Consider the following 21197-nt stretch of genomic DNA (forward strand, 5'->3'; position numbering starts at 1 on the left):
GGTGGCAGTGGCGGGCACTGGGCCGGGGGCAGCCAGGCCGGGAACCCCGGTACTGCGGGGGGCGGTGGGGTGGCGGGCATACGGGCGGGGGTGTGCCGGACGGGTGTCCGGCACGGGGCCGTGAGGGGTCGCCGGTCAGCTGTCGTTGTCGGCGGGGGCCGGGCAGTCGGCCGCGATGCCGAGTTCCAGAGCGGAGCGCATCAGGTCGAGGAAGGCGGACCGGGCGGCTGTCGGGGTGGCCTCGCGCAGGGTGCGCTTGCGCAGGATGGGCACGTTGAGGCTGATGCCCGCGGGGACGGCGGGTGTGTCCGGGTGCGGTACGAGCTGGTAGTGGCGGGTGTCGATCATCCATGCTTCGTACCGGTCGGCGGGGCGGCCGCTGCGGGCGGCGTGGCCGTTGTCGGGCGTGCGGGAGGGGCACGGGCAGGACGGGTCGGTGCAGGGCCGTCCAGCCGGGTGGCTGGCCAGGACGGAACGCTGCCGGTAGTGCGTGGCCTGGCCGTTGAGCATGGGACAGGTTGCGGCGGTGTAGGGCAGGCACTCGGGGTGTAGTGCCGGTTCTGGCGAGTGGCTCCGGGCGATGTCGGCGGGGCGGACGATCAGCCAGCATCGTTCGTCGAGTCGGTGGCCGCAGATCTGGCAGAGGCGGTCGAGGAAGGCGGTGCGGGCCCGGTCGGCGTCGAGGGTGCCGAATGCCGCGTGGCCGCCGTGGATGAGGGATACGTGCGGTACGACCAGTCCGCCCGCGAGGGGCCGGTGCGCGCAGCGTTGAGGGATCGGATGCATGGGCCGCTTCTTGCGGGTGCCGGTGGTTAGAGCAGCAACCGGAAGAGCGGGACTGGGCGTGGCCCGACGGCCAGGGCGGAGCGTGCGGACGTGCGGACGGCCCCGCCTGCGGGTGCAGAACGGGGCCGGTAGCCGGTACGCGGATACGGAGGCCGCGGCGGGGCCGGGCGGGGCGCGGGATTCCGCGGGACGTGGGGTCAGGAGTTGGTGGGACCTTCCTGCGGTGTGGCGGCGTCGGCGGCCTTCTTCCAACCCTGCTGGACGGCGTGGGCCTGTCGGAAGTAGTCGGTCGTGCTGATGCGGCTCTTGGTGTCGTAGTAACCGCGGAGTCCGAAGTGCTCCGGCGGGCTGTAGATCGGGATGCGGTCGATGTCGAGCATGGCGACGACGGTCCCGGCGGGCACTGTGCGCTGCGTACCGTCGATGAAGACACAGCGGGTGCCTTCTTGGTCGAAGAGGTACTCGCCGAAGTTGAAGCCGGGGAGCAGCAGGTCTGCGTGATCGTCTCCGTAGAGGGCGCGTCGGCGGGAGTCAGCGGCCAGGAGCGTGTGCCAGGAGCGCAGTCCTTCGACCGCCACGGCGGTGAACAGTTCGGGGGTGTCGATGAGAGGCGTCAGCGACGAGCGGATGTTGCCGCCGTTGATGAAGCGGATAGCGCCGAGGGTTGCCTGGGCGGGGCTGGTGTACTGCCACCACATGGCGGCGATCGCCTCCACGTGGCGGATCATCTCGGACACGCCACAGATCGTCCCGGCCCGACCCATGTGGTGCTCTCGGAGGTAGGAGTTGAGGGGGCTGTCCCACAAATCCTGGTCGGTCTCGGACGGCTTCGTACGGTCGCGGTAGAGGATGTAGCCCACGGGGAGTGCCTTTCAGGAGACGGCTGCGGTGCTGCGCGGTCCCGGCCGGTGTGGCCGTGTACGGGCGGCAAGCGAGACCGTCGGGGGCGTGGGGGTTAGAGCAGCAACCGGCAGGACTGGGCTGGGCTGGGCAGGGCGCCCAGGGCGGAGCGTGCGGGCGGCCCCGCCTGCGGGTGCGGAACGGGGCCGGTACGCGGATGCGGGGGCCAGGCGGCGGGCGGCGCCGGGGGGCGGGATTCCCCCGCCCCGCTCCCCTCCCCCACCGGCCGGCGCACTGAGGTTGTGCGGGCCGGTCAGGTTCGGGGCTTGGTGTGCAGGGCGACGATGGCCTCGACGCAGTCGGTGAACTGGTCGACGGGCCTCTCCATCAGGCTCTGCTCGCCACCCAGGCCGTCGCCGACGTCCACTCGCCACACGTCGGAGCTGAGGGGCGCCCGGTCCACCGTGATTTCCTCCTCTCCCTGGTCGCTGTGGGGGTTGTAGAGGAAGAGCACGCCGTAGGTGACGCCCTTGCCGGGGAAGAACTTGTCCGGGCCGATGACCATCCAGGTGTTCCCGGCGTCGTCGTCGTGGTACGGGGTGAGCCCGTGCGCGGCGAAGGCCTGGGTGGCGATCCGCAGCGCGGTGGGGCCGCCCTGCTCGGGGATGGGGGTGCCGGGCAGAGCGACGAGCCCGGTGGCGGACCAGGGGGTGACCCCGATGCGCTCGGCGGCGAAGTACTCGCGGGCGCGGCGCTCGGAGGCCTCTGCGCTGGGGGCGGTCACCTCGTACGACGACAGGTCCTGCGCGTTGAGGACGGCGAGCTGGTCGGCGGCGGCCTGCGAGCGTGGGTCGGGGGTGGGCAGCGTGCCCAGAACGATCAGGTCGTGCCCGAGGTCGGCGAAGACGACCGTCCACTGGTCGGGCGCGTAGGGCTGGATGGGCAGGCCCGCGATCACCCGGCCTGTCACTCGGAGTTCGTGTACGGCGGTGCTGCGGGAGGCGAAGGAAGACACAGGGGGCTCCTCGGTTGAGCTCGTTCGGGGCGGTCGTGCCGGTCAGTTGCCGGACCGGGGGCGGCGCACTGCACGGTCGGGATGGCCGGGGTTAGAGCAGCAACCGGCACGGCCGGACCGGGCATGGCAGGGCGGAGCGTGCGGACATGCGGGCGGCCCCGCCTGCGGGTGCAGAACGGGGCCGGTACGCGGATGCGGGGGCCTGGTGGAGGTCGGCGGGGCGTCAGGGGGCCAGATCGGCCAGGAGGGCGGTCGCGTTGTCCGCGTAGACCTGGTTCGGGTCCAGGGCGCGGCTGGTCTTGACGGCGGTGTCGACAGCCAGGTTCACCAGGTCCCGGACGGTCGGAATCAGGTCGTCGCCGTCGCACTCGGTGAACAGACAGTGCCGGGCGTCCTCGTGGGGCTCGTACGCGCCGTCCGAGGCGAGCAGCAGGCGGCAGGGGCCGGTGATCTCTCGCGTGGCGGTCTCGATCGCGGGATGGCGGTACAGCTTGTGTACGTCCTCGTCGGTGCGGTCCGAGCCGAGGCACGAGGTGAGGCGGTTGCGGTTGCCGCCGTACGGATAGGTAGCGGTGGGTGGGTAGACGCGGCGCTTGTTGTGGTCCTCGGTGAGGCGCACCGCGATCCCGCGCTCCATCAGGTACGCCCGGGAGTCGCCGCACCAGGCCACCGTCAAGGGCTGGCCGGGAGCCTTTACGGCGACCACGGCCGCCGCCTTGTCGCTGGGGCCGTAGTGGATGGCGTCGTCCCGGCACAGGTTGTAGACGTGCCGCAGCCCGGCCTCGGCGTTGCGCCGGCGGGCGGCGGTGCCGGCGATCTGCCGGGCGACGGAGAGTGCCCACCGGTGGGTTGTCTCGCGTCGGCCGATGCCGTCCAGGAGGACGTACGCGCGGGTTCCGTCCGGGGAAGTGCGGACTGCGGTGGCGTCGCACTGGCCGGGGTCGGTTCCGGTGTGCTGGGCGATGGCGTAGGTGCGCACGAGTGGGATTCCCTTCAGCCGGTTGTTGGCGGGTGCCGGACCGCCCCAGTGGGGTGAGGGGCGGTCCGGCGGCCGGGGGCTCGACCGCACCCGGGTGAGGGGGTGGTGCGGGAGCGCCTTCCGGCACCACCGACACTCCCCCAGCCGGGAGCAAGCCCCGCAAGAGCGGGCCGAAGGTGCCGGAGCGGTGTATCCGGGTCAGTAGGTCTCGCTGTCCGTCAGAGCCTCGATTTCCTGCCAGGTCAACGGGTGCCGGTACGCGCGGTGCGGTTCACCAGCCAGGACGTACACGGCGTTGCGGTGGGCGGTTTCGCGGGCGTGCCTGATGCGTTCGGCGGTCTGTTCGGGTGTGGCGTTGGGGGATGCCGTCTCTCGGGCGAAGTCGGCCGCTTCGTCGGCGACTTCGTCCGGTGTGGCGTCGTACACCACGAGGTCGTCGACGACGGTGGAGTAGACGGCGAGTTTGCCGTTGGGCTGGAGCACGATCTGTCGCATGGGTGGCCGGATTCTCGTTCGAAGTGAGGTGAGGGTGGGGGCAGTTCTGGCCGGTGGGCTGATGCGGGCGGCACGGGCCGGAGGGCCGGAGGCCCGGCGGGCGCAGCCCGGGGCGCAGCCCCGGGGGCAGGTGTGCCGGGACGTGCGGGCGGGGGTGGGCGGCGAGCGATGGCAGCGCCGCGGTAGCGGGGCGGCGCTCGGCCCCGCGCACGGGGGGCGGGCCGGGGTCTGGAACGCGGTGGGCCCGCCCTGCCGGTGGCGGCAGGGCGGGCCCGGAAGGAAGCGGGTCAGCGGAGGATGTCGGCGCTCCGGGCTGCCGCCAGGTAGGGGCCGAACTGGGCGGTGATGCCGTCGTAGAGGGCGCTGTCGCCCAGGCTGCGGGGGTCCGGGACGTGGAAGAAGCCGGTGTTGTCGATGCCCGGCAGCTGATCGACGGTCCGCAGGAAGCTGACCTTGTCACCGAACCCGACGAACGACCAGAACATCGGCAGCGTCTTCGCGGCTGTCAGGAGCTGGATGGTGGCCTCACGGTCGTCGGGGTCGCCGTCGGTCTGGAAGAGGACGAACGCCGGATCGGTCGCGCCGGAGGCCTGGTAGTGGTCGATGACCGCGCGGATGCCCCGCGCGTAGTAGGTGCGGCCCATGCGACCGAGCTGCTCGTGCGCCCGGTCGATACGGCCTGCGTGTCGGCCGAGTTCCAGCTCGGTCATGCCGTCGACGTCGGTGGAGAAGAACACCACCGGGACGCGGCCGTCGTCGTCCAGCGCGCGAGACAGACCCAGGGCCTGCTCACCCAGGTACTGCATCGTGCCGTCCTCGTAGAAGGGGCGCATCGAACCCGAGCGGTCCAGAACCAGGTAGACCGCGGCGCGCTGTCCGTCCAGGCCGTTCTTGGACAGGCTGAACGCGGCCTTCTTGGTCAGGTCCACCACGCTCGTGCGGTTACGGGCCGGACTGGGCACAGCGGCCGGACCGGGGGCGGGGGCGGGGGCGGGCTGGGAGGCTGAGGACGAGCCGAAAAGGTTCTTGAACATGTTGTTCCGATCAGCGAAGGGAAGGTCCGGCCACGGACGCCGGAAGGACTGAGTGGTGCGGCACGGGCCGCGGCAGAGCCGGGTGGTCTGTGCTGCACGCACCATGGCGGGCGGGACAGTTAGCGCCGCAACCCGCACACCATCGGCCCCCAGCCGGCGCGCACTTGGGACCGTAGACACCCGCGTCGGCCACGTAGGCCCCCCACCCGGCCCTGTCCCGCGCTCGGGCACCCGGACCACAACCGGCATCCCGTGCGGCGGAAGGACCACCCGGATACGGGGTGTGCGTGCGAACGGCCCCGCCTGCGGGTGGCAGGACGGGGCCGGGGTAGCGGCTGGCGCGGGGTGCGGGGTCAGCGACGGCGGGCGGCGCGGGTGCGTCGGAACCTGCTTCAAGCCCTGAGCGTGTCCGGAGGCCCGAGTACGCTCTCTACGTCCCCGAACCGCGGATCATCGTTGTGCACACTCCACCTGGCAGTCGTTCCGTCCGCCAGAGTGATCTCGATTGACGCGCTGCCGGTGGGGTCCGGCTCAGCGCCGTCGCCTTCCGGATCCTCGTCCTGGTCCTCGACGGGCCACTCTTCCCAGCGCCACAGGCCACCGATCCGGTACCGGCCGTCCGCGTCGGGCTGGATGATCCGCCCGGGGCGGCCGGGCTCGGTACGGAAATGGGGGTCGGAGGCGATGAGGAGTGCCTTGCCCAGCCAGCAGCAGGTGAGGTGGCGGCCGGCGTGAGTCAGGGGCAGGTCGGCAGTGATCTGCTCGGCCGTGGTGCGGGTGACGCTGATGGCCTCCCAGGGGCCCCAGGTGCGGGAGACGGGCAGGGCTTCGTAGGGGCCGTGCTCGGGGTCGAGGGCGAACAGGTCGGGCAGCGGCGGCACCGAGTCCAGAGACGGGAAGCGGGCGGCGAGGTCGGCGGGGATGACCGCGACGGGGGTGTTGCGGAAGACGATGACACAGTCCGCAGAGTCGTCGGCGGGGTCCAGGCACAGGTACCGGTCCGCGGAGGCGCCATTGGCGTGGGCGTCCTCGCACTCTGCGCACTCCTCGTACCGCGCCGGGCAGATACCGAACGCGCCCGGGTGCGCGGCGAAGGGTTCCGGGACGTGCTGGGCGTGGCGGATGCCGGGGCCGTCGCTGAAGAACGCGGTGACGACGTCACCGGTGCGTACCTGGTAGGCCCGGACGACGACGAAGAGGCTGGTGTTCATGCCGTCGGGCAGCATCCGGTAGCGGTCGGTGAGGGTGGGTGCGGGGCGGTCTGTGACCACGAACTGGTCGGTGCTGTCGGGCAGGGTCAGGACACGCTCAGACACGGGCAAGACCCCCCTTTCTCTGGGAGTTGTAGGCGGTGACGGGGCGGCACGCCCAAGGCCGGTAGCCGGGCGGGGCCGGTAGCCGGTGCGGGCGCGCCGTGAAGGCGGGGGTGCCGGGCCGCCCCCAGGGGGGTGAGGGGCGGCCCGGCGGCCGAAGGGCTCGACCACACCAGGGGCGGGGATGGTGCGGGAGCAACCGTTCCGGCCACACCGACACTCCCCCGCACGGGAGCAAGCCCCGCAACACCCCGCGGCAGCTCCTCTGCCGGGCGGGGTGAGGGGATCGGGACCGGGACAGCCCCGGGGGCGGGCGGGCGAACGGACAAGGCCCACCCCGGAGATGGGGTGGGCCTCCTACACACGGGCGGGGTTGTGTCAGCGGGCGGAGCGTCCGGCGATCACGTCCTGGACGGCCTTGACGACGCTGGTGGTGTCCTGTGCGAGGTTGGAGTTGGTGGACCGGTAGAACTCGGTGAAGTTGCCGTCGTCGTGCTCGGTGTCGGGGTAGTAGACGGCTCCCCAGCCCTGGTGCTCGCTCGGGAGGTAGTCGATCTGGTTCTCCTTGGCCCGGCCGGGCATGCCGGTGACCATGATGATGCCGTGCGCGCCGACCCGGATCGCGATGAAATCGGATCCACTGTCGCCGTCCGAGCGGCAGCCGATACCTGCACGGCGGAGGGCGTTCTGCAGGAACTGTCCGGCTGAGAGGGTAGGCATGGTCCAGAAGTCCTTCCATTGCGGTGAAGGGGTACGGGCGGACCATGCGCAGCAGTGAGGGCTAGCACCGCAACCAAGCCGGCCCGCGCCGCGCCGCGCGGAAGCAGACGGCAGGTAGGAGGCGGACCAGCAGCAGGCAGGAGGCGCGGGCGCTCCCGTGCGAGGCACTTACGGAGGGCGTAGCACGGCGCGCGGGGCCCCGCCTGTACGAGTGCAGGGGCCAGCGCCCAACCGCCAGCGACCAGCTGGACGGGCCTTCATGCACCGACCGAGGCCACGACCTCCCAGAACTCCCTCCACTTCTTCTCCTCCGCTCGCTGGTACGCGCCTCGCTGGGCGGTGGTGATCGGCGCCCAGGTGGCCGTGTGGTGAGCGTCCTTGGCCGGGCTGGTCGTCGTGATCCCGGTGATGATCCCCGAGTCGGGGTCCTGGTTGACGGACGTGTAGACCCAGTCCTCGCCATAGTCGGTGTAGGTCATCTGGTCAATTCGCTCGCGCACTGCTCTGCCCGTGTAGACACGTGTCTGGCTCTCGCGACCGTTGACGAACACGAGCCGCTCGGCGTAGTGCCCGTCGTCATCGATGGTGGGATTGAAGTGCTCGCTCGGCGGGACGTTCACGGTCTGGTCTCCTGTCGCATGGCTCGGTCTTGAGTGGCGCGACCGTGGACCGTGGCAGGCCAAACGAGGCAAGAGGCCGCGTTGCACGGGGGCGGGTGCGCGCGCAGGAGCCCGCACCCGAGACCGGGTGCGGGCTCCTGCGCCTGCGTGCCGTGTCAGGCCCGGCGCGGGGCGCCCTGCGGGTTGTTCAGGGGAGCAGCTTCGGCGCATGCTGAGCCAGCCACGTGGGGGCGGTGAGGCGCTCGGGGGTGTGAGGGAAGGCCAGATAGAACTCCAGGACCGCCAGGTGATGGGCCGCGGGGTCCCCGACGGGGAACACGGCGCGTCGGAGGGCGCCGTCGGCAGAGACGCCGGTGATCCGGTCTTCGGCCAGGGTGTACGAGGTAGTGAGGGCGACTTCGATGCTTTCGCCGGCGGCGTGCAGCACGGGGCAGACCTTGAGGGCGTAAGCCGCGCAGAGTGGGTGAAGTGGGGGTTCCAGGTAGTACGCGGCGTCGCTCTCGCCGACGAAGACCAGCTGCGCGAGGGGGGTGATGGCCTGCGTGCACAGCCCGCAGCGCCGCTGGCGCATCAACAGCCGCTGTTGCATGGGGCACTGCTCGCCGAATCGTGGGGTGCCGCGTCCCGGGGTGCACGGGCAGGTAACGTGCCCGCCCAGCTCGTCATCGCGGGTCACGAGGATCGCGCCGTCGTCATCCGCCTCGTACCAGGCGATGTTGCCAGGGACCGGGCGTCCGGCACTGTTACGGGGCAGGCGGGCGACAGCAGGCGGCATCGGGACATCACGCCAGGAAGAACTCATCGGTCGCTCCAACAGGGAAAGAGGCAGGGGCCGCCGCTGAGAGGCGGTGTTCGGAAAGCCGGGGAGCCGCACCGCACGGGGGCGGCGGGTGTCGCGCACGGCATGCCAGGACCATGCCGACAGCACCGGCAAGACCCGCAACCACAAGGCACAGCCCGGCCTGGTGGGACCGTCCGGGAGCGGGGACACGGAAGGACCCGGCCCGCCGGTGTGGGGGTGGTGCGGGAGCACTCCGCTCCGGCCACACCGACACTGCCCCCGGCGGCCCCGAGCCGCGCAACACCCCGCGGCGCGGCTCCGGGCTGCCGGGCGGGGCTGAGGGGCGGGTCGTGGGCAGCCACGAGGGCGGGCGGGGCGAACGCGAAAGGCCCACCCCGGGGTGGGGTGGGCCTCGTGCGGCTGCGGGCGGCGGTGGTCAGCGCTCGCGGATCGTCGCGGTCTCGGCGGCGGTCAGTGTGTGCGCGGGCAGCGTCGCCCGGCCTTCGGTCATCGCCCGGTACATGCGGTGGACGCCGTCGATCAGCAGGATGGCCGGACGGCCGTCGAACTCCAGCGTTGCGATGATGACCGGCTTGTCGAGTTCGGTCTGTAGTGCGTATTCGGCGTTGAAGGCGGACTGGTCCGGGCCGAAGACCGGGCACCAGGGCGCGCCGTCGTAGTCCGGAGTGAGCCGGTCAAGGTGGTAGGCGGCCACCCAGTCGGCCACGCGAGTGGGCTCGGCGTGCCGGGAATGGTTCTTCAGGAGGATCTGGGCCTTGTCGATGTTGAACAGCCATTTCCCGTAGAGGAACAGCTGAGTGTCTGAAGTAGTGGTCACGGGTCGACCTCCAAGTTCGGCTGGAACGCTGGGCACCCCGCGAAGGGGCCAGGCCGGCGGCGTGTGCCGGCGACGGCGTGGAGGTTGTCGGGCGGGCGGCCAAGACCCGCAACCCGACAGCCAGCCGCCCGGCGTACGACCGGGGTTCGGCCTGTAGCTACGGAGCCTTGGGCGGGTTGTGCCGCGCTTGGAGTGGCCGACGGCACACGGCCCGGGGCTCGGCATGTGCCGTGCCCCGGGCCGTGTGGGGATGCGTGCTCGCGCTCAGGAGCCCTTCCGGTTCGGGGTCCCTGAGCCGGTACGTGATGTGAGGGTCTGCTCAGCCACGGTGGCTCGGTCTCTCGCGGACGGCGGCGGGGCGAGCGTGATACCTGCCGTCGTCAGGATGCTGAGGTCCAACTCCCATAGGCGCGCTGACCGTTGCTGCCATGTCAGGAATGCCGACTCGACGTGCCTCCAACCTTGAGATTCGGTCATTCCGGTGACCTTCAGCAGGTGCGCGAGAGCCCGAGCTTCCAAGCCGCGCACTTGGGCGAACCCGAAGTGGGTCACCAGGTGGCAATCCGAGCACAGGCAGATGAGCCGCTTCAGCGTCTGTGTACGCGTGGCCTCGTCAAAGTTCCAACGCTCGTGGGCCTCCAGTCTCGGTTTGCCTGACGCGCCAGGAGCGGAACCGCAGACCTCGCAGCGATTTCCGGCCCGTGCGTAGATCATCCGTCGCAGACGGTCCCAGTCCTTCCTGGCAACACACGAGCGCACGTTGGTGAACCAGCACGAGCGAGGCACCAGGTCGACGAACAGCGACTGTCCAAAGCCCCGGTCCTCCCCCGGCAAGAGCTCCGGAAGCTCTGCTGGCGGGGTTCGGCGCCGCGTTGGCTGCTGACCGTCGCTGGGCACCTGAGGCGGACTGGTCACGAGGCGAACACCACCGTGCACTCGCCACCACGGTGGCAGCGGCGACGCGTGCCCGAGGCCATGGTGGCAGCGGCTGCGCCACGTACTTCTTTCATCAGGTCAAACTCCTTCAGATCAGGTGGAGCGGGATGGAATCAGACCCCGGCGATCCTGCACCCGCACACCCCTCCGGAGCCCTCTCGCCCATCCCCGTCCCACCGGAGAGGGCACGTATCGAATGGGCCCTCCCGCCGGCCGGGAAACGGGAGATCCAGCAGGGGTCCAGCCCGGGGCCGGGCCGGTGGCGTGCGTCTGCGGCAGCCGGAGGCTGACTGGCGGGCGGCTAAGGCCCGGAACACGCCGGCCGCCAGGAGGACGGCCGGGGCTCGGCCAGTGGCTACGGGGCCTTGGGCTTCGGCTGGTCGGGGAGGGAGAACACACGGCGCGTGAGGTGCGGCGGAGGCTGGGCGGGGAGGACCTGCTCAGCCAGGGCCGGTACCCAGTCGGGCACGTCGTCGTGGAACTGGGCGGGGTAGTAGAAGCGGCGGCTCGTCCACGCCTCGGTGGTGCGGCGGCGGCTGTCGACTCTGCGCCCCCTGACGGTGAGCGTGTCAACTTCCCACCGAGGGGGGGTGGGCTCGTCCTCGACCGGTGACGGCCGGAGTTCGGCCTCGAACTCCTCGGCCCGCATGAGGTGCTCGCTGTCACGGCTGGTCGCGAGCAGTTGAGGGCGGCTGATCGTGCCGCGCACGGTGAACGTGGCCTCGGGTGTGCCTAGACGGATCTTCACATTGGACTCCAGGTCGATGGGCGCGTCACGAAAGAGGGCGCGGGAGGGGCGGGGTGCCGGGCCACCCCGAGGGGGTGGGGTGGGGGCGGCCTGGCGGCCGGGGGCAACCGCACACGGGAGCGCAGGAACATCCCTTCCGGCAGCACCGACACTGCCCCGAGCTCGGGCAAGCCGCACAACACCCCTTGGCCCGGACGGGCAGCGGCCCCGACCCCGGGACGAGGTGTCCAGGCCCGGGGCCGGTCAACAAGGCGGACCGGCTACAGGTGGCGGCCGTTGCAGTCCTCATACGGTTCGGTGTCCTCTGCGGTGGCCTCGAAGTCGGGTTCACCGTGGCCGTGGTAGACGACTCCGTCGCTGCCGACGTAGGCGTCCAAGTCGGCGGGGTCCAGGTCAGGGAAGTCGCGCTGGAGGGTGATCGCGGAGTGGATCTCCTCGGCGAGCAGGCGCAGGAGTCCGGGGTGCACCTCGATGGTCGTGGTGGCGTTGACGGTGACGGGCACAAAGGTGGTGTCGCTGTTCTCGGGCTTGATGGCGTGCAGGTGGGACTGAGTCCAGGCGGTGAGGGCCTGGGTGAACTCGGTGGCGGGGACCGTGTGTGGGGAAGCAGCGGGCGCGGGTACGGTGTCGACGGCCGGGACGTCGATGCGGGCGGTGACGGTCGCGGCGCGCGGGCGGGGTGTGGTCACGGTCGGGCTCCTGGTGTGGCGGGGCGGGGTGGTTGGTCCGGCCCGGGGGGCGGGTGGTGGTCACCGCTCCCCGGGCCGGTGTGCTGACCATGACCGGGTGGACACCAACGGCCGCAACCCGCCGGGTCGGGCCGGGAGTTGGGCGGGGCCGGCCGGGGCGCGTTCAGCCTGCTTGGGGGTGGATATGCCGGGGCAGGGCAGCGGGCGCGGCGGGCGGCTCGAACGCGGAACAGCCCGCCCCGAGAGGAGGGCGGGCTAGGTGTAGCGGGTTCACGGGCCTGCCTTGCGCTAGAGACGGAGACGTTCCTTACGGGCCTCGATGCGTTCCTGGGTCCGAATCCAACGGGCGCACTCTGAGTCCCCACAGTCGGCGCAGAACTCGTCGGTGACAGGGGCGTCACTGGCGTAGCTCCAGGTCGTCGCCTCGGCGGTGGCAGCGTGGTACAGGGTCGCAGGGGCGGTGATGCGGGCGGCGTGGCGGGCGCGCATGCGGGCGAGGATCTGTACGTCCGCCGGACGTTCCCAGATGTGGCAGCCTGCCGAGGGCTTTCGCCGCTGCATGTGCTCACGCTCCTCGACGCAGCACCAGCGGCACCCGGACGGGGCGTCCGGCCTGCGGGGATGGCGGTCAGGGCTCTGGTAGAGGTCGTCGACGGCCGTGATGAGCGGGTTGCAAATGATGAGATTCATCGAGTCTCCGAGAGGAGGCCCCAAGGGTGCGGGCCAGCTGACGCCCGACGCGGGGCATGAGCGTGTGGCGAGTGCTGTCCGCCGCCGCGGAGTGCGACGTCCCCGGGAGCGTGGGGCGGGCCAGTACGGCTGCGGGGTTCACCATGGCCCGGGGCGGGACAAGCACGGCAACCGGTGCGGACAGCGGGGCGGGGTGCGAGGACCTGGGCGGTCTATTCCGCGCAGGCGGGTCATGGATCAGCCCCCGGGGCTATGGCCCGGCGGCGGCAAGCGCGGCAACCAGGACGCCCGACGAGCAGCGGCGGGCGCGGCGGAGGGACGTGGGAGGGGTCGCACATGCCGCAGCCCCGGCCCGGGGCGGGTCGGGGCAGGCCGTGTTACTCGGCTTCGTGCGGGCGGCCGATGTGGCACTCGTCGGTGTTGGTGGTCAGTGAGTTCGCCCACGCGGTCAGGGCCTCGAAGTCGGCTGGCAGCAGCCCAAGTCGGGGGTCGATGTGGTGCAGGAGTGCCGGACCGTCATGGTGGAGGGCAACGTACTCACGGTCCAGGTCGGTGACGTCGTCGTCGATCCATGCGAAGGGGCGTCCAGCGGCGTAGTCCACGATGGTCCTGGTCTTCCAGAAGACCGCGGGTGCAGGCTTCCAGTACGGGCTCGACGCTCTCTTCAGGCCCTCCGGCCAGGAGATACTGGGCAGCTCTGGCAGTCCAAGGGGCGGACCGATCCACTCATTGGCTTCGTGCGCCCACGTCGTGGCCCAGACCAGGTCGAACGGCAAGTTCAGTAGCTGGGCCCCGTGCGCTGGGTTGAGCCAGACCCGCAGCGGTTTTTGCCGGGGAAGGTTGTAGCCCGTCGGGCGCATCCGGTACGTCAGATAGCCCTCCGGTCTCCTGGACGGTTTTGCAGCCCACGGGTTCAACGGCCCGTCGACATCGATCAGTAGAAGAGGCAGCGGTCGGCTATTCACGGATTCTCCTTGGGTACAGGGTGACATGCGGCGCCCTCGGGACGGATCGGTTGCCGTGTGCGAGCGACGGGGCGGGGCTCGGGGCGGCTCCCCGGAACTCGCAGAAGGCCCCGCACCGTCTTGGGTGGCCCCTCAGACGCTGGCGGGCTGCGGTGAGGGGGTGTACGCGACCGGTTCGGCGGCATCCGCCTGCCAGCCAGGCATGAGCATGCGGCCGCGGGTGATCACTTCGTGCGGGACGCGCGAGTACGGGCCGTCGTAGGACGGTTTGACCTCGGGCTTGCCGCATCCGGCGCCTAGGCAGGTCCGGCAGTGTCCTGTGCGGACACGGGCTTTTACCCGCACGAGCCAGCCGTTCTCGTAGACGTTGACCGGGGCGTACGAACGGTCGGGCCACAGAGTGGTCATGATCTTGCCGCTGTAGGTGCTGACACACCATCGGGTCACGGTCATGGGGGTGGGTGGTCTCCTGCTCCTGGACGAGGTCGGACGTGCACACAGCGTCGTGCATTCGCAGGGTGGAGCGGCGGCCGGCAAGGCGCGCAAGCGGTGCCGCGCGGTGGCCCGGTTTCGGGCCACGAGCGACCCGGACGAGGCCGGGGTCGGGCATGCCGACGGCCCGCTCCCAGGGGTCGGGGGCGGGCCGGGGGGGCGGCGGCGGGCGGTGGGCCCTACGGCGTGCGGGAGTTGAGGACGGCGGGGGCTCCGTGCTGTGTTGTTGGCACGGAGTATCGCCTGGGTGGTGGCCGGGCGGGGTCGGCGGTTATCGGACGCTCTCCAGGTAGGCGGTGAACTGCTCCCTGGCCTCCTGCTCGGCCCACTCGTACGTGATCAGACCCCAGCACGAGCCGTCAGTGACCTCTTCCCATGTGGTGCGTTCACCGAGGATCACGTCCTCGTGCTCATCGGTTACGGGCTTCCAGGTCACTGCCTTTTCGATGATGTGGCCGTAGACCTCGCCTCTGGCCCATGCCCGGTACTCTGCGATCTCGCCGCGGATGTACTCCGTCGGGTCGTTGACGTCGGCGATGCCCTCCGGCATCAAGTACCAAATGGTGCCGGGACCGTCATGTGTCTGGTCCTCGATGGCCACGGCACCATGGAAGATGTGCGCCCAGCGGGTGAAGAGTTCCACCGCGTTGTCCCGGTCCTTGATCTGGTTCCACCCGTCTTCAAGGGGACCACCGCCGTCCTTGTCGACGTCGGCGTAGTAGTTGTCGGGCAGGGTGATTACGTGGGTGAGGTGGTCGTACATGGTGCGCGGGTTGTGGGCGTCGGTGTCGGGCTCCAGACGCAGCCGGTAGCGTCCGTCGTTGCTGGTCTCGATGATTTCGCTCATGGTCAGTCCCTCTCGGCGGGCGGGATGGTGGTGTGCTGGCTGTGGCCGCGTCGGCTGTCCCCGGCGGGTGCGGCTGGGGTGGTAGCGGCAGGAACCGTGCGGATTCACCGTCGATGCGCAGCGGGTTAGGGCAGCAACCGGAAGGGGGCCTGAAGGGCGTGGGGGTGGCTGGGGTATGCGCACGGCCCGCCACCCGGATGCGGGGGCGGGCCTGAAGAGAACGCGTGAGGGGGTGCTACGGGTGGGACCAGATCGTCAACCCGGGCCAGGCGGCGGCTAGCGGCGAGGGAGGGTCTGGCCGTCCTGCGGCTGACGCACGTACAGCCGCCCGTTGATCAGTGCTAGCTCTTCTCCGGCGTCCAAGTAGAACGCGGCGGCGTCGGTCTCGAAGCCGCACCCTTCGGCCGTGCACACGTATACGACGCCGGAGACGTTGTACCGGCCGGAGTGGGTGTAGCCGCCCCAACTGCATTCGGCGCACCGCTGCACGCCGTAGTGGTGCTGGGGGGTGTCGAAGGACTCCGTGTGCTTCTGGTCGTCGGTGGCGTTCGCGGGCCTGCTCATGAGGGATTCCTCGCATCTTTTGGGCCGGTGAGGGGGCCAGAGCGGGGCACGGTGACACCCCTGCCCGCCCTGGCCCCGTACCGTGGTCCGGCAGTCGGCAAGCGCCGCAAGTTGGAGCGGGCACCACACAGACCGCATCCCGGTTCCGGTATGGGCTGCGGCGCCGGGGCGGGAGCTCGATCGTGCCGGGCTGGGCACTCAGCGAAAAGGGGGCTCCTGCTCGCCAGTCGGCGGGCAGGAGCCCAAGAAGCATCGGTGGGGGCAACTCACGGATGCTTCCGCGAGGTCATGGCCGTACGGACTCAGTCACGGCGCAGTACACGACCCAGAAGGGAGCGGAGCGACCGGACACGGCCGCGCCGCTCATACATCCTCACCATCGCGGCGATGTCCGCCGGGTCCGGCGAGTGGCACCACGACATCTTGATGACCAGCGCCTCGCGCCGCTCCGCCTGCGGCCGGTCCAGCATGAGGATCGCTCCGCCAACGTCGGACTTCCACGTCAGCCAGACATGATCAGTCTCAGAGCTGAGCTCGACGTCATTGACGCGCAGGGCCGGGGGCCAGCCCAGCAGGCGGGCCACCTCGTCAGCGAACGACTCGAAGGTGTACGGCGACGGCGCCGCGGCGGGCAAGTGGGACTGGAGCCAGGACAACAAGGGCATGAGACTTCGGATCCTTCCTCTGAGCGGCGCACGCACCAGAGTCGCGTGGTGGGTTTGCCGTCGGGTGTCGAGTGGCGCGCGGGCCACGCAGCGCGGCCCCGGCATGGCCGGTCGCTCGCAACGCACGTGGGGGGGGTATGCGAACGGGGCGTATCCGGTTGGCCTGACTGTCGTAGATGGCGGGGTAAGCGCTGCAACGGTGCCCGCAAGGCCGGGACGCCCCTGTCTGGTTGAAGTCCCGGATCGAGAACGCGGCAGGGCCCGTCCCGGCAAGTGGAGGGACGGGCCCTGGCCGTAGGCGAGTGCGTGCGTGTGGGGCCGGGCAACGAGAGGCTCCTGGGCGCGGGCAAGTACACGGTTGTTCAGCGGCGGCAGCCGGCCGGGGAAGGGGCGCAACCGCTGAGAGCTCAGTGGCCGAGGGCCTCAGCGCCGCGGAGTGACCAATGCACTCCTCGTTGGGCCTGGACACTGACAATCCCCGGCACCGTTGGGGCGATCGCCGGGGGCTGACAGTTGGGATGCCAGGCGAGACGAGGGGCTTCTACGGACGGGCCCTGTCGCGATACCAGGCAACGAAGTGCACCGGCGCCGTGCCGCGCAGGTTCGCCTCGACACTGCGTCGGGTGTCATCCATGGTGATCGTGAGATCCGGCATCTGATGGTCTTCGAGCCATTCCTCCAAGAGGCGGAGCAACTGCCACGAGTCCTTGGGGTCGGCGGTGCTCAGAAACAGTTCGATTCCGCCGTCGTCGCCATTGACGGTCCACTGCGCCAGAGGTCCGTCCGTACTGTCGGAGAAGGCTGCTTCGAGCGTGCCGAAGGCGTGGTCGTACGTGTCGCTGTTGGCCTGGGCACGCCGGTTTCGAGCCCACCAGGACTGTACGGCGCCTTCGGCCGCTTCGCGGATGAAGGAGGGCGCCGAGGCGAGCGGCCACTCGTGGGTCGTGTCGGTCCAGGTGTCGGGGAGGTTGACGAACGTGTGGGCGAGTTGCCGCGCGTTCTCGGTGCGCACAGTGACGTGGCGGCAGCTACCGCCCTTGGCTGCAATCTTCACTGTGAGCGATGCCATGGGCAGATTCTCAGAGTCGGCGGGCCTCTCCGATGAGTGCAGGATGTCGGCGCAGTCGTCCAGCAGTCCTCGGAGCCCGTCCAGGAGCGGACGGTCGTGGACGTGGGCGTGCAGTTTGTTGAGCGGACCGCAGTGGCCGCGGGGCAACTGCGTGTTGGGGGTACGGTCCAGGATCCGGACGGCGTACGCCCATCGCTTGTGATCATTACGGAGAACGGCGACCACGCGACCCGGGAGATGCGGGTTGGTCTCCAAGGCGAGGGTCAGATCGCCGCCGGCGTCGAAGGTGCAGTGCGCGGTGAAGGGTGGCATGAGGGCCTCTCAAATCGCTGGAACAGGACGGGGTCAGGCGCAAATGGGGCCCCCGGGGGGCTGTGGCCAGCTCCGCGTTTTCGCTGCCCCGACGCCTGCTGCGGCGAGCATGGCCCTGTGCAGGGTTAGCCCCACAAGGCCGGCCCGGGGGACGGGGAGCTCCCGGTGAACCGGCCTTGGGCGTCCGGCGGCCGTTGGTCTCGGCCCGGGTACGGGACCGTGGCGGGGCAGAGATCTAGGTGGGCAACCCGCGTGCGGCCCATCCCCGCTCCCCCGCTCAGTCAGGAGGCGTAAGGGCGAGCCGGGCCGTGTGTGGGGGTATGGAGCGGCCCCGCCCCGGGGTCGTGCGCGGGACGGGGCCTGAAGCCGTGGTGCCGGGTTATGGCTGCGGGCTGGCGGGAACGCCGGTGGCCAGCACGTGGAAGAAGCCGAGGGCAAGCAGCCAACCAGCAGGGCATGCGGCTCGGTTGTCGGGGGCGACCGTGAGCAGCGCGTTGACGTCACCGATGGTGTCCGGGAGTTCGGTGAGTGTCCTCACCTGCACCTGGTTGGCGGGCTGGAGGTGGCCGGCGATGCTGCGGTTCTTCACGTGGGGGCGCAGTGCCCAGGAGGGGGCGGCCGGGTCGGCGGATGCGGTGGCAGGTGCGCCGGGGCGGAGCGCGTGGGGGTGGAGGGTGCCGAGATGCCTGAGGGCGGTGAGCCAGCGGTGGCCGGGGATCGTGTAAGCGCGGACGGTGAGGATGCCGTCGGGGGTGATGACGATGGTGCCCCTGGTGCGGGCCTGCCCGGCGTGCGGAGTGTCTTCGGTGAAGCGCAGGCCGGTCACCGGCTCGCTGCCCTGGTTGCGGTGGGCGTGGCTGGTCAGGCGGGGGGTTGAGGCGTGCACGGCGGCGTGCACGGCTTTCCATGTGCCGGTGGCGGTCAGTTCGTGGTCGAGGGCAGAACGGGTGGTGAAAAGGTGCCGGGCCGGGGCGGTGGGCGTGGTGGTGTCGGGCATGGGGGTTTCTCCAGCGACAGTCGGTGAGTGGGTGCGATGACCGTGCTGGGAGCGGCAGTTACCCGCGCAACGGGCCCGGTCCGCTCCGCCCGGCGGCCAGGCGGGCGGAGCGGAACCGGGGGGTTGCCTCAATCCGCTGTGACGCGTTGCCAGGGGCCGTCGCCTGTACGTTGGACGAGGTAGACGCCCGGCCACACGGTGCTGCTGTCGGCGAGCTCGGCCGTGGCCCGTTGCAGTGAGCCGTGGCCGAGAGGTTCGATGTCCGGGGCCGCCGTGGAGGCGATGCCGTACTCGATACCGGCGCTGCCGTCTGGGGCGGTGGCTTCGTCGGCGCTGTCGTGTCCGCTGATCCAGGTGATGGACGCATACGGCAGCTGGTCACCGATGCGGCAGTCGGCCGGATCGGTGGGAACGGGCAGGACGGCCGGGAAGGCGAACTCACCCGACCAGTGGACGTTCCACGCGGCGACGCAGTCGCCGCAGGTGACCCGGCGTGGGTCGAGGACGGTGATGCCCGGTGTGCGGCAGAGGGTGTTGTCGTGCTCCTCGGAGGAGTCCGTGCCGGTACCAAGGGTGGTCCAGCTCCAGGGGTCGAGTCCGTCGGGGAGGTGGCGCAGCGGCTCGGTGAGGAGGACTGCGGCTGTGCGGGCGATGGCGGCGGCTTGTTCGAGGCGGTCGGCGAGTTGCCGGGGTGGGCCGGACAAGGCGATGCCGTTGCTGCCGGTCCAGAAGGCGATGGCAATCTCGCCGGCGTCGACGGTGGCGCCGTCGACATCCTCGCCGGGGAAGAGGAGTTGAGCGCCGCTGGTGGTGTCGGCCCATTCAAGTCGGTCGGACATGCAGGGGTACTCCTTCGGTGATAGGTGCCATGGCTGGCGGGGAGCACCGTCGGAGTGCGGGCGGCTAGCGCGGCAACCGGCCCGGGAGCTGTACCTGGTCAAGCCCAGCCAATTCCGGGCGGGCCGGTCTCCAGGACGCGGCACGTCCTGGGCTCGGCAAGTGCATGAAGCTGCCGAGCCCAGGGGTTATCCGCAGTTCAGCGGGCTGGTGAGAGATGCGGACCGATCAGGTCATCGACCGCGGTCAGCAGGTGAGCTGTCGGCATCGTTCCGTCTAGAACGAGGTCGGCCAGGTAACGGGAGGGGGCGACGTGTTCTGCGTGGCGGTCGCGTCCGGTGAGCAGGTAGTTGTGCAGAGAGATCGCCGGGTCCTGGTTCTGGACCTTGATCTTGCGCAGCAACTTGCGAGCCAGGCGGATGTCGTCGGGGGCGTCGACGTAGACCCGCCAGGTGGCGCGGGCAGCGACCTTGGGCAGAGTGAGGGCGAGCAAGCCCTCAACCACAACGAGTTGGTGCTGGCCGCTGGTGGCCGCTGTGTCAACCGCAGCAGCCGCGGCGTCCTGGTCGATGGAGCCGGGATGGTTCCAATCCAGCGTTTCGACACCCGTGGCGCTCATCGTGCGGATTCCGCGCTGTGGGTCGTGCGCGGGCTCATAGAAGTCATCGAGGTGGATGAGAGCCACAGCCCCTGGCCGATGGAGCGCCAACGCCTTCGCAAAGGTCGACTTCCCCGAAGCGGTGCCGCCCGCGACTGCCAGTACGGGCGTTCGGTCGCTTACCGCAGCCGTATTCCGCGCTGGCGGCTCTTCTCCCGGGAGAAGGGTGCCGCCGGCTTCCGGGCCAAGAAGGTCGCTGGCGGGACAGAGGACGTGCTCAACAGCGCCGGTGGTGTCGGGTGTGGTCATGGGTGCTGCCCTCCGATGGGTGGGTGGGATGCGTCCGAGCGGAAAGGTCCGGCCGGTCGCGGAGCACCGTGTTCGAGCGGCGGGCTAGAGCCGCAACCCGCGACGCGGCCACCGGAGCGCCCCAGCAGCGCGGGTTGCAGCAAGGCCCCTGAACACCGCAGGAGTGCGGTGTTCAGGGGCCGGAGGGCCGAGGCGCGCGTGTGGCCGCGCCAGTTGGAGGGTTGTCCGGGGCCGGATGGGTGCCGGGAGCGTCAGTTGTGCTAGTCGGGCAAGACGCCGGAGTAGATGCGGAAGCGCCCGCCCCGCCGGGGAGGAGCGGGGCGGGCGGCCAGGCAGGGTGTCAGGCGTCGAGCGCGGGAGCCGGGGCGGAGGCGGGCTGGAAGAAGACGTCGCCGACCATCCGGGAGTGCAGGGTGACGATGCCGCTGGGCAGTTCCAGGTGGACGCTCACGGTGCGGGTTCGGGTGGACTGCCAGGCAATCGAGCGCAGCCAGTCGCCGGAGACCGGCTCCTCGCAGAACGCGTCGCCGACGAAGGCCGAGCTGACGTAGTGGTCGCCGGTGATCAGACTCGTCTCGCTGGGGAGCAGCCGGTGCACCAGCGCGAACTTGCTGCCCGGCATCGTCCGCGTCTTCCACCAGCTGGTGACCACCCGGTCGGGGAGGACCAGACCGTGAGGCTGTCCGGGAGTGATCCACCGGCCGAACTTCCGCATCCACTCAGTGCCGCGCGGACAGGACACGCAGTCCCCGTCGCAGAACGGTGGCGGCGTGGTCACAGCGCGCCCCTGCCGCGCCAGGGTGAAGAAGTCGGCGGCGGCGACACGAGGTCCGTCGTAGGGAACGGGGTAGGCGGGCGCGCTCGGGGCGTGGTGCTGGGCGGCTTCAACAGAACGAATAAGCGTGCGCATGACAGCTCCTGGAGGAAGGCGAGGAGGCAGAAGAACGGGCCCGGCCGGGAAGTCGACGGTCCGGGGCTCGACCACACCCGCAGATGGCGAGGTGGGAGCCGCTCTTGCCACACGCACGCTGCCCCCGGCCACACCAAGCCACGCAAGG

General features: G+C 70.6%; 24 protein-coding genes. All 24 read right to left on the minus strand.

Features of this window, described 5'->3' with window-relative positions; all coding sequences use genetic code 11:
• Positions 1-135: 135 nt before the first annotated feature.
• The 24 genes from ACIRQF_RS30045 to ACIRQF_RS30160 all read right to left on the minus strand — a co-directional run bounded on the left by ACIRQF_RS30045 (position 136) and on the right by ACIRQF_RS30160 (position 21049).
• Positions 136-786 (minus strand): cell envelope biogenesis protein OmpA, encoded by a 651-nt coding sequence (locus ACIRQF_RS30045; RefSeq protein WP_404096683.1) that lies wholly within the window; start codon positions 784-786, stop codon positions 136-138.
• A 197-nt stretch (positions 787-983) separates the two neighbouring features.
• A complete protein-coding gene (locus ACIRQF_RS30050; protein WP_404096686.1) occupies positions 984-1646 on the minus strand; it encodes a hypothetical protein in 663 nt (220 codons plus the stop codon).
• 293 nt (positions 1647-1939) lie between these two features.
• On the minus strand, positions 1940-2641 hold the full coding sequence (locus ACIRQF_RS30055; RefSeq protein ID WP_404096688.1) for a hypothetical protein: 702 nt from the start codon (positions 2639-2641) through the stop codon (positions 1940-1942).
• 223 nt (positions 2642-2864) lie between these two features.
• On the minus strand, positions 2865-3620 hold the full coding sequence (locus ACIRQF_RS30060; protein WP_404096690.1) for a mucin-2: 756 nt from the start codon (positions 3618-3620) through the stop codon (positions 2865-2867).
• A gap of 198 nt (positions 3621-3818) precedes the next feature.
• Positions 3819-4115: a hypothetical protein gene (locus ACIRQF_RS30065; protein ID WP_404096693.1), complete on the minus strand. Its 297-nt coding sequence runs from the start codon at positions 4113-4115 to the stop codon at positions 3819-3821.
• A gap of 287 nt (positions 4116-4402) precedes the next feature.
• Positions 4403-5149, minus strand: a complete 747-nt coding sequence (locus ACIRQF_RS30070) for a VWA domain-containing protein (RefSeq protein WP_404096695.1) — start codon at positions 5147-5149, stop codon at positions 4403-4405.
• A gap of 392 nt (positions 5150-5541) precedes the next feature.
• Entirely contained in the window at positions 5542-6465 is a 924-nt protein-coding gene (locus tag ACIRQF_RS30075; protein ID WP_404096698.1) for a hypothetical protein, read from the minus strand.
• A 375-nt stretch (positions 6466-6840) separates the two neighbouring features.
• Complete coding sequence (locus ACIRQF_RS30080; protein ID WP_404096700.1) at positions 6841-7182, minus strand: hypothetical protein; 342 nt, start codon at positions 7180-7182, stop codon at positions 6841-6843.
• Between the two features lie 257 nt (positions 7183-7439).
• Positions 7440-7802, minus strand: a complete 363-nt coding sequence (locus ACIRQF_RS30085; protein WP_404096702.1) for a hypothetical protein — start codon at positions 7800-7802, stop codon at positions 7440-7442.
• A gap of 187 nt (positions 7803-7989) precedes the next feature.
• Positions 7990-8604: a hypothetical protein gene (locus ACIRQF_RS30090; RefSeq protein WP_404096705.1), complete on the minus strand. Its 615-nt coding sequence runs from the start codon at positions 8602-8604 to the stop codon at positions 7990-7992.
• Between the two features lie 415 nt (positions 8605-9019).
• A complete protein-coding gene (locus tag ACIRQF_RS30095; RefSeq protein WP_404096708.1) occupies positions 9020-9421 on the minus strand; it encodes a hypothetical protein in 402 nt (133 codons plus the stop codon).
• Between the two features lie 1291 nt (positions 9422-10712).
• The gene (locus tag ACIRQF_RS30100) at positions 10713-11105 is read right to left on the minus strand and encodes a hypothetical protein (RefSeq protein ID WP_404096710.1); all 393 of its coding nucleotides are present in this window, start codon (positions 11103-11105) and stop codon (positions 10713-10715) included.
• A gap of 260 nt (positions 11106-11365) precedes the next feature.
• A complete protein-coding gene (locus ACIRQF_RS30105; protein ID WP_404096712.1) occupies positions 11366-11794 on the minus strand; it encodes a hypothetical protein in 429 nt (142 codons plus the stop codon).
• 288 nt (positions 11795-12082) lie between these two features.
• Complete coding sequence (locus ACIRQF_RS30110; protein ID WP_404096715.1) at positions 12083-12484, minus strand: hypothetical protein; 402 nt, start codon at positions 12482-12484, stop codon at positions 12083-12085.
• A gap of 377 nt (positions 12485-12861) precedes the next feature.
• The gene (locus ACIRQF_RS30115) at positions 12862-13476 is read right to left on the minus strand and encodes a hypothetical protein (protein WP_404096717.1); all 615 of its coding nucleotides are present in this window, start codon (positions 13474-13476) and stop codon (positions 12862-12864) included.
• Between the two features lie 105 nt (positions 13477-13581).
• Positions 13582-13902 carry a hypothetical protein gene (locus tag ACIRQF_RS30120; protein WP_404096720.1) on the minus strand — a complete coding sequence of 107 codons (321 nt, stop codon included), beginning with the start codon at positions 13900-13902 and terminating at the stop codon, positions 13582-13584.
• 310 nt (positions 13903-14212) lie between these two features.
• Entirely contained in the window at positions 14213-14788 is a 576-nt protein-coding gene (locus tag ACIRQF_RS30125; protein WP_404096722.1) for a hypothetical protein, read from the minus strand.
• Between the two features lie 276 nt (positions 14789-15064).
• Positions 15065-15352: a hypothetical protein gene (locus ACIRQF_RS30130; RefSeq protein WP_404096725.1), complete on the minus strand. Its 288-nt coding sequence runs from the start codon at positions 15350-15352 to the stop codon at positions 15065-15067.
• Between the two features lie 302 nt (positions 15353-15654).
• On the minus strand, positions 15655-16017 hold the full coding sequence (locus ACIRQF_RS30135; RefSeq protein ID WP_404096728.1) for a hypothetical protein: 363 nt from the start codon (positions 16015-16017) through the stop codon (positions 15655-15657).
• Between the two features lie 541 nt (positions 16018-16558).
• Entirely contained in the window at positions 16559-17398 is an 840-nt protein-coding gene (locus ACIRQF_RS30140) for a hypothetical protein (RefSeq protein ID WP_404096730.1), read from the minus strand.
• Positions 17399-17777: 379 nt separating this feature from the next.
• On the minus strand, positions 17778-18395 hold the full coding sequence (locus tag ACIRQF_RS30145; protein WP_404096733.1) for a hypothetical protein: 618 nt from the start codon (positions 18393-18395) through the stop codon (positions 17778-17780).
• A gap of 128 nt (positions 18396-18523) precedes the next feature.
• Entirely contained in the window at positions 18524-19234 is a 711-nt protein-coding gene (locus ACIRQF_RS30150) for a hypothetical protein (RefSeq protein WP_404096736.1), read from the minus strand.
• 197 nt (positions 19235-19431) lie between these two features.
• Positions 19432-20139 carry a uridine kinase gene (locus ACIRQF_RS30155; protein ID WP_404096738.1) on the minus strand — a complete coding sequence of 236 codons (708 nt, stop codon included), beginning with the start codon at positions 20137-20139 and terminating at the stop codon, positions 19432-19434.
• Between the two features lie 340 nt (positions 20140-20479).
• Positions 20480-21049: a hypothetical protein gene (locus tag ACIRQF_RS30160; protein WP_404096741.1), complete on the minus strand. Its 570-nt coding sequence runs from the start codon at positions 21047-21049 to the stop codon at positions 20480-20482.
• Between the last annotated feature and the right edge of the window lie 148 nt (positions 21050-21197).

Origin of the sequence: Streptomyces sp. NPDC101191, from assembly GCF_044767915.1 — a bacterium.
Taxonomy (GTDB): Bacteria; Actinomycetota; Actinomycetes; order Streptomycetales; family Streptomycetaceae; genus Streptomyces.